An 8,518-nucleotide genomic window follows, 5' to 3' on the forward strand; every position below is an offset into this window, starting at 1 on the left:
GATGATGAACGGGATCGCGGCCCCAGCGTCGCACGGTAATTGAGATTTGGGGTAATGGGTCCTGGCTTTCGCCAGGACGACATCAAGTTTACGGCTCGTGGATTGAAGCGCCCTGCGCAGCCCTACCACGCATCGATACATGGTCGCTTGCGGTGGGTCCGCGGCTCGACCTTCGGCACCGAGCGCAGGCCGGCCATGATCCAGTGCCGGGTGTCGGCGGGATCGATCACCTCGTCGATCTCGAGCACCGAGGCGATCGAGACCGCCTTGCCGTTGGCGTAGAGCTCGGCGACCTTGGTCTGGAAATACTTCTCGCGCTCGACCGGGTCCTCGATCGCCTCCATCTCCTTGCGGAAGCCGAGGCGGACATAGCCTTCGAGACCCATGCCGCCGAACTCGCCGGTCGGCCACGCCACCGTGAAGAACGAGGCGTGGAAGCCGCCGCCGATCATCGATTGCGCCCCTAAGCCATAGCCCTTGCGCAGCACGATGCCGAACAGCGGCACCGTGATGCTCGCGCCGGTGACGAACATCCGCGCGACGTGGCGCACGATCGCGGTCTTCTCGGCCTCGGGGCCGACCATGAAGCCGGGCGTGTCGCAGAGCGAGACGATCGGGATGTCGAAGGCGTCGCACAGCTGCATGAAGCGCGCGGCCTTGTCGCCGGCCGGCGCATCGATCGCGCCGCCGAGATGCTTCGGATTGTTGGCGATCAGGCCGAACGGCTTGCCCTCGATGCGGATGAAGGCCGTGATCATGCCGACGCCGAAATCCCTGCGGATCTCCAGCACCGAGCCCTCGTCGGCGATCAGGTCGATCACGTTGCGGATGTCGTAGACCCGCAGCCGATTTTCCGGAATCGCACGGCGCAAGAGCCGCTGGTCCGGCGCCTTCCAGTCCTGCACCGCGCCCTGGAAATAGGACAGATATTTCTGAGCCACCGTGGTCGCCTCGGCCTCGTCCTCGACCAGGATGTCGATCACGCCGTTGGGCGACTGGAACGAGACCGGGCCGACCTCGGCCGGATGGTAGACGCCGAGCCCGCCGCCCTCGATCATCGCCGGACCGCCCATGCCGATCGAGGCATTCCTGGTGGCGATGATCACATCGCAGACGCCGAGCATCGCGGCGTTGCCGGCGAAGCAATAGCCGGAGACCACGCCGACCACGGGCACCAACCCGGAAAGTTTTGCGAACTGCACGAAGGATGGGCCGTCGAGGCCGGTCATGCCGAGCCGGTCGGTGTCGCCGGGACGGCCGCCGCCGCCTTCGGCGTAGAACACCAGCGGCATGCGCCACTGCTCGGCGAGGCCGAGCATGCGGTCGATCTTCTTGTGGTTCATATGGCCCTGGGTGCCGGCGAGCACGGTATAGTCGTAGGAGATCACCATGCAGCGCGCACCATCGGCGCCGAAATCCTTGGCGTTGACGGTGGCGACGCCTGATATCAGGCCGTCGGCCGGCGTGTTCTTGATGAGATCCTCGACCTTGCGGCGGCGGCGCTGCGCCGCGATCGCCAGCGAGCCGTATTCGACGAACGAGCCCTCATCGACCAGCTGCGCGATGTTCTCGCGCGCGGTGCGCTGGTTGGTCTTGCGGCGGCGCTCGACCGAGGCCGGGCGGTTCTCGTCCAGCGTGATCGCCTTGCGCGCGATCAGCTCGGCGAGATCAGACCGGATGTGATCGAGATCGATCGCGGCCTCCTCCGCCGCGTGATGGCCGTCGACCTCGACCGGTTCGAGGAACAGGATCGGCTCGCCATGCATCAGGGTGACGCCGATGCCGCCCGCGATCCTGGTCACCCGGCCGCCATGGGGCGCGGTGACGAGATGCTCCATCTTCATCGATTCCAGCACCGCGATCTGCTGGCCGGGACGGACCAGATCGCCCTCCGCGACCTCGATCGCCACGATGGTGCCCTGCAGCGGCGCGGGCACCGGGAGCGATCCTTCGGGGGCTGCTTCGACAGCAACGGCCTTGGTCGCAGCCGCCTCGCTCACTGCGATCAAGGGTGCGGCGAGCTCCTGCGCAGCGCCGACTAGCGCCGCCACATGCGTATCGATGAAATTGGTGCTGATCTTGTTCCGCCCAAAGCTCTGATGCGCCAGGATGGCACCGAGGAACGGGATGTTGGTGGCGACGCCGCCGATCCGGAATTCGCGCAAGGCGCGCGATGCCTTGTGCACCACGTCGGTCCATTTTGAACTCGGCGAATAGACGATGACTTTTGCCAGCAACGAGTCGAACGCGGCAGAGGTCCGGTAGCCGGAATAGCCGAAGGTATCGACGCGAACGCCGGGGCCGGACGGCAGGTCGAACACGGCGAGCGTGCCGCCGGTCGGTTTCGTGATGCCCTTCTCGTCCATCACCTCCATGTTGACGCGGAGCTGCATCGCATAGCCGCGCGGCAGGGGCACCGCTGATTGCGCGAGGCCGAGCGAGGCCAGCGTGGCACCGGCGGCGACCGCGAGCTGCGCGCGCACGAGGTCGACGCCGAGCACTTCCTCGGTGACGGTGTGCTCGACCTGGAGCCGCGGATTGGCCTCGATGAAGGCGAACGCGCCCTCACCTTCGCCGGCTTCGTCGTCGACCAGGAATTCGAAGGTGCCGAGATTATCGTACCGCGCGGCGGTCGCGAGCTGCTTCGCTGCCTCGATGATGCGCGCACGCATGCCATCGCTCAGCGACGGGCTCGGCGCCACCTCGATGAGCTTCTGGTTGCGGCGCTGGATGGTGCATTCGCGCTCCCAGAGATGGCTGATTGCACCGTGACGGTCGCCGATGATCTGTACCTCGATATGGCGCGCCTTTCGGATCAGCCGCTCGACATAGACAGCATCGCTGCCGAACGCCGCCTTGGCCTCCGACTGGCAGCGCGCATAGGCTTCGTCGAGCTTGGCGGCATCCTCGACCACGCGCATGCCGCGCCCGCCGCCGCCGGCGATCGCCTTGATCATCACGGCGGCGCCGGCGCCGAGCGCGGCGAAGAACGCCTTTGCCTCGTCCAGACTGGTCGCGCCCGAAGTGCCGGCAATGATCGGGACGCCGCATTTTTTTGCCAGCGCCTTTGCCTTGGCCTTGTCGCCGAACAGGTCGAGCGCCTCCGGTGACGGGCCGACGAAGGTGATCTTCTCCTCGGCGCAGCGCCGCGCGAGCTGCGTGTTCTCGCTGAGGAAGCCGTAGCCCGGATGTAGCGCGTCGCAGCTTGCGGCCTTGGCCGCCGCAATCACCGCCTCGATGTCGAGATAGGCCCGCGCGCCATGGCCGGGAATCTCGCGCGCCTCGTCGGCGGCGCGGACATGGAGCGAAGCCGCATCATCGGCGGGATAGATCGCGACCGTGGCAAGGCCGCTTTCGCCGGCGGCGCGGGCAATCCGGATCGCGATCTCACCACGGTTGGCAATCAGCAATTTCTTGAAGGACATGATCGGTTCCGTAAGTTGCTTACCTCGCCCCGCTTGCGGGGAGAGGTCGAAGCCGAAGCGAAGCGTAGGCTTCGGGTGAGGGGGACTCTCCGCAGGCTCGCTCGTGGAGACTCCCCCTCACCCGAAATTCGCGCTGCGCGCAAATTTCGACCTCTCCCCGCAAGCGGGGCGAGGTGAACACAGCGCGGCATCCCGTCAGCATTTGTACCCCTAGCGATCCTTCATGGTCGGATCGAGCACGACACGCAAGGACTCCCCGAGCGCATTGAACGCCAGGGAGACGACGAGAATGGCAAGGCCCGGCGCATACATCTGCTCCGGCGCAATTTCCATGTATTGATAGGCGCGCGCCAGCATGGCGCCCCAGCTCGGGTCCGGCGGCTGGATGCCGAGGCCGAGGAACGACAGGCTCGCTTCGGCCAGCAGCGCAGCGGCGAGCAAGAGCGTCACCTGCACGATGACCGGTTGCAGCGTGTTCGGCAGCACGTGGCGCCACAGCACATGCCAGGTCGGCGCGCCAAATCCCCTGGAGGCATCGACATAGAGCTCCTGCCGCACGATCAGCGTGCGGGCGCGGACGATGCGCGCCAGCGCCGGAAACATCGTGATGCCGACCGCGATCATGCCGTTGGTGAGCCCGATGCCGAGCGCGCCGGTGACGGCGATCGCCAGCACGATGGCGGGGAACGACAGGAAGGTGTCGATGATGCGGCTGATGATGTCGTCGATCCAGCCGCCGAAATAGCCGGCGATGAGGCCGACCGGCAGCCCGATCAGGACCGCGACGCCGACCGCAAGCAGGCTGGCATAGACGGTGGCCGGCGCGCCGTAGATCAAACGGGAGAAGATGTCGCGACCGAGATCGTCGGTGCCGAGCAGATGGGCCGGCCCCGGCGGCGCCAGCATGTTGTTGACGTCCTGCGCGGTCGGCGCATAGGGCGCGATCCAGGGCGCGCCGATTGCGACGACGACGAGCACCACGAGCACCAGAATCGACAGCGCGGCGCGGAGGTCGCCGGCGAGCCAGCGCACAAAGCGCCGCAGCCGCGTCGGCCGCGCCGGTGCCTTCAGGGGAGCGAGCGCCATGTCGGTCATTGCTCGATCCTCGGATCGACCGCGGCGCACAGCAAATCGGTGATCAGGTTCACCGCGATGACAACGACCACCATGGTGAAGACGACGCCCTGCACGATCGGGAAATCGCGCTGGATCGCGCCGCGCACAATCAGGCTGCCCAGACCGGGAATGGCGAACACCGCCTCGATCACCACGGTCGCCGCCAGCATGCGGTTGACTAAAAGGCTGATGATGGTGAGCAGATTGACGCCGACATTCTTCAGGCCGTGTTGCCAGAGGATGCGGGACATCGACAGCCCCTTGGCATGCAGGGTGCGGACATATTGCGACGACAGCACCTCCAGCAGCGCCCCGCGCAGCTGGCGCGCGACCTCGGCCATGCCGTAGGCCGCGATCGCGACGCCAGGCAGCAGCGCATGCCTGATCGCATCGACCGGCGAGGCGCTGAAGGATTTTGCGCCGGTCGCCGGCAGCCAGTTCAGCTTCAACGAGAATTCCGCCACCAGGATCATCGCCAGCCAGAAGCCGGGCACCGCGACGCCGAGTGAGGCCAGCATGCTGATCAGCTTGTCGATCCAGCCGCTCGGCTTGATCGCGGCCATCACGCCCATCGGGATGCCCGTGACCAGCGCCAGCGCCAGCGCGATCACGACGATCAGCAGCGTGTTCGGAAACGCGCGGCCGATCGAGTCGGCGACCTTCTCGCCGGTCAACAACGATTGCGAGAGATCGCCTTGCGCGACGTTGCCGAGCCAGGCGCCATATTGCACCAGGAACGGGCGGTCGAGACCGTAGATCTTCCTGATCTCCGTGATCCGTGCGTCGGTCGCGTTGTCGCCCGCCAGCGTCACGGCGATGTCGCCGGGCACCAGCTTGAGCAGCGCGAACACCATGAAGGTCGCGAGCAGGATCACGGGCAGCGCCTGCACGAGGCGGCTGCCGACGACCTTGACCGGTGACCGTCGCGCCATCGCCTAACTCCCGAGCCAGACGTCGTCGTATTTCGGCTTGCCGAGCAGGTTCGGCCGATAGCCCTGCACCTTCTTGTTCATGGCGACCAGTTCGAACTGGAACGCCAGCGGCGCGACGAAGGCGTTCTCCATCACCAGCCGCTGCACGGTGGAGAACGCCTTGCGCCTGGTGTCGATGTCCTCCGAGGCGCGCGATTCCTTGATCGCGGCCTCGAGCTCGGCCGGCACCGGCGCGCGGCCGCCATTGTAATAGGCGTCCTTGGTGAACATCAGCGAATAGGTCAGGCTCGGGTCGGGCCGGCCGGTCCAGGCCGAGAGCAACCCGGCGCCCTTCTTCTCCGGACCGAAGAAGGCGGCAGAGGCCTCCGCGACCGGGGCGTTGACGAAGCGCGCGTTGATGCCGGCCTTGCGCAGCTGCTCGATCAGGATCTCCTGGCGCTGCACCGAATCCTGGTCCGGATAGCCGCCGAACTCGATTGGAGTGCCCTCCTTGAAGCCGGCCTCGGCGAGCAGCTTGCGTGCCTTGTCGGGATCGTAGGGATAGAGCTTTGCGACCTCGGCGTCATAGGCCCAATGCGCCCTCGGCAGGTTCATGTAGGCCGGCTCGGCGAGGCCGGCGAGCGCGGCCTTGACGAAGGATTCGCGGTCGATCGCGAAATTCAGCGCCTGGCGGACCTTGATATTGTCGAACGGCGGCTTCGCCCAGTTCAGGAAGATCTGGAACACGTACAGCGTCGGGCCATGCACCACCTTGACGCTGGAGGCGCGCTCGATGATCACCTTCTGCCGCGGCGGCAGCTGGTAGATCAGGTCGTTCTGCCCGGCGGTGACCGAGCGGGCGCCGGTGGTGAGCTCGGGAATGATCGAGATCTCGATGCCGTCGGGAAGCGGCCGTTCCGGCTTCCAGTATTTCTCGTTGCGCTTGACCATGATCTTCTCGCCGTCGGCCCAGCTGACGAACGAATAGGCGCCGGCGCCGACCGGCTTGCGCGTCACGACGCCGCCCTCGGCCGCCTTCAGCGCGGTCGGCGACACCATCATGCCGGCGCGGTCGGAGAGAATCCCGGGCAGCGCGGTATCGGGCGTTTTCAGCTTCAACGTCACCTGCTGCGGGCCAGTGACCTCGACCGCGGCAACCGACAGCAGGTCGGCCTTGATGTTCGACTTCGCATCGCTGCGGTTGCGCTCGAGATTGAACTTGACGGCTTCCGCATCGAACGGCGTGCCGTCATGGAAGGTGACGCCGGCGCGGATGTTGAGCACCAGCGTGGTGGGGTCGGTGAACTTCCAACTCTCGGCAAGGCCGGGCTTCGGCTTCAGCGTGTCGAACTCCCATTCGGTCAGCGTGTCGTACATCGTGAACAGGAAGGCGTGGTCGGAGCCGGCGCCGCCGGTCGCGGGATCCAGGCTCGACGGATTGGCGGGCGCCGAGATGCGCAAGGTGCCGCCCTTCTTCGGCGCGCCTTCCGCGAAGGCGCGGCCGCCGAGCGTGGTGGTGGCGAGTGCGCCCGAGATCAGCGCCATAACCTCGCGTCGTGTCGTCATCATCATGGCGTTTCTCCGGTGTTCTTAGTTCGATGAAAAATTCGGGCGGTCGGCGAAATGGCAGGCCACCCAGTGATCAGGCTTCAGCTCGCGCCACTCCGGCACGCGGTCGGTGCAGAGCGGCTGCGCGTGCGGGCAGCGGGTGCGGAAGCGGCAGCCCGAGGGCGGATCGATCGGGCTCGGCACCTCGCCCTGCAGCACGATACGGCCCTCCTGCCGCATCGTGGACGGCAGCGGCCGCGGCTCGGCCGACAGCAGCGCGATCGTGTAAGGATGCAGCGGCCGCTCGGCGACCTCTTCGGTCGGCCCGAGCTCGACGAACTGGCCGAGATACATCACCGCAACGCGCTCGCTGATGTGCGAGACAACGGCGAGATCATGGGTGATGAAGACATAGGTCAGCCCGAGATCGCGCTGCAGATCGGCAAACAGATTGAGCACGTCGCCGCGGATCGACATGTCGAGCGCGGCCACCACCTCGTCGCAGACGATCAGTTTGGGTTTCAGCGTCAGCGCGCGGGCGATCACGACGCGCTGCTTCTGGCCGCCGGACAGCTGATGCGGGTAGCGCGCGCCGAATTCCTGCGGCAAGCCGACGCGCTCGAGCGCCTGCCGTGCCTGCCGCTCGCGCTCGGCACGGCTGCCGACACGTGCGAGCTCCAGCGGTTCCAGCACCGAGGCCAGAATGGTCATGCGCGGATTCAGCGCGGCGTTCGGGTCCTGGAAGATGATCTGGTAGTCGCGGCGATGGTTTTGAAACTCCCGGCGCGGCAGCGCCAGCGGATCGATGCCGTCATGCAGGATGGCGCCGGCGCTGGGATTGAGCAGGAACACCAGCGCGCGGCCGATCGTGGTCTTGCCCGATCCGGACTCCCCGATGATGCCGAAGGTCTCGCCGCGGCGGACGTCGAAATTGACGCCGTCGACCGCCTTCACGGTGGCGCGGCGGTCCGAGGTCTGGAAGCGGACCTGAAGGTCGCGCACCGAGACGATGGCGTTGCGGCGGGGCTCGGCACCGGCTGTGGTCATTGCGTCGCGACCTTCGCAGCAACCGGCGCCGAGGGCGGATGCAGCGCGCCCGGCAGATTGAGCTCGGCAAAGCGCCAGCAGCGCACTCTTCTGCCGCCGCCGGCGTCCTGCAATTTCTGCTCGGCCTCGCAGCCTTTCGTGGCATGCGCGCAGCGGGCCCGGAAGCGGCAACCGTTCGGCATCTCCGCGATCGACGGCACCCGGCCCGGGATCGACGGCAGCCGACCGTGGCGCGGGCTCAAATGCGGCAGCGAGCGCAACAGTCCCGACGTATAGGGATGCAGCGGCCGCACCAGCGCCTCGTCGACGGTGGCGTCCTCGATCACCTCGCCGGCATACATCGTGATCATCCGCGTGCAGGTCTCGGCGACGACGCCGAGATCGTGGGTGATCAGCATCAGCGCGGTCTTCGAGGTCTCGCTGATGTCGCGCAGCAGCTCGAGGATCTGCGCCTGCACGGTGACGTCGAGC

At 66.7% G+C, this 8,518-nt stretch carries 6 protein-coding genes; all 6 read right to left on the reverse strand.

Annotated features, from left to right (window positions below; genetic code table 11):
• Positions 1 to 122 precede the first annotated feature (122 nt).
• Positions 123 to 3,425: a carboxyl transferase domain-containing protein gene (locus AKL29_RS18765; protein ID WP_050385157.1), complete on the reverse strand. Its 3,303-nt coding sequence runs from the start codon at positions 3,423 to 3,425 to the stop codon at positions 123 to 125.
• A 210-nt stretch (positions 3,426 to 3,635) separates the two neighbouring features.
• On the reverse strand, positions 3,636 to 4,520 hold the full coding sequence (locus tag AKL29_RS18770; RefSeq protein ID WP_050385158.1) for an ABC transporter permease: 885 nt from the start codon (positions 4,518 to 4,520) through the stop codon (positions 3,636 to 3,638).
• On the reverse strand, positions 4,517 to 5,473 hold the full coding sequence (locus tag AKL29_RS18775; RefSeq protein ID WP_050385159.1) for an ABC transporter permease: 957 nt from the start codon (positions 5,471 to 5,473) through the stop codon (positions 4,517 to 4,519). Before AKL29_RS18775 ends, AKL29_RS18770 begins: the two co-directional genes overlap by 4 nt.
• Positions 5,474 to 5,476: 3 nt before the next feature.
• The gene (locus tag AKL29_RS18780) at positions 5,477 to 7,024 is read right to left on the reverse strand and encodes an ABC transporter substrate-binding protein (protein ID WP_050385160.1); all 1,548 of its coding nucleotides are present in this window, start codon (positions 7,022 to 7,024) and stop codon (positions 5,477 to 5,479) included.
• An 18-nt stretch (positions 7,025 to 7,042) separates the two neighbouring features.
• Positions 7,043 to 8,047, reverse strand: a complete 1,005-nt coding sequence (locus AKL29_RS18785; RefSeq protein ID WP_050385161.1) for an ABC transporter ATP-binding protein — start codon at positions 8,045 to 8,047, stop codon at positions 7,043 to 7,045.
• On the reverse strand, positions 8,044 to 8,518 hold a 475-nt coding region (locus tag AKL29_RS45065; protein ID WP_347336986.1), incomplete at its 5' end, for an oligopeptide/dipeptide ABC transporter ATP-binding protein. The genes AKL29_RS18785 and AKL29_RS45065, both read right to left, overlap by 4 nt.

It is taken from the genome of Bradyrhizobium pachyrhizi, assembly GCF_001189245.1.
In the GTDB taxonomy this organism is placed as follows: Bacteria; Pseudomonadota; Alphaproteobacteria; order Rhizobiales; family Xanthobacteraceae; genus Bradyrhizobium; species Bradyrhizobium pachyrhizi.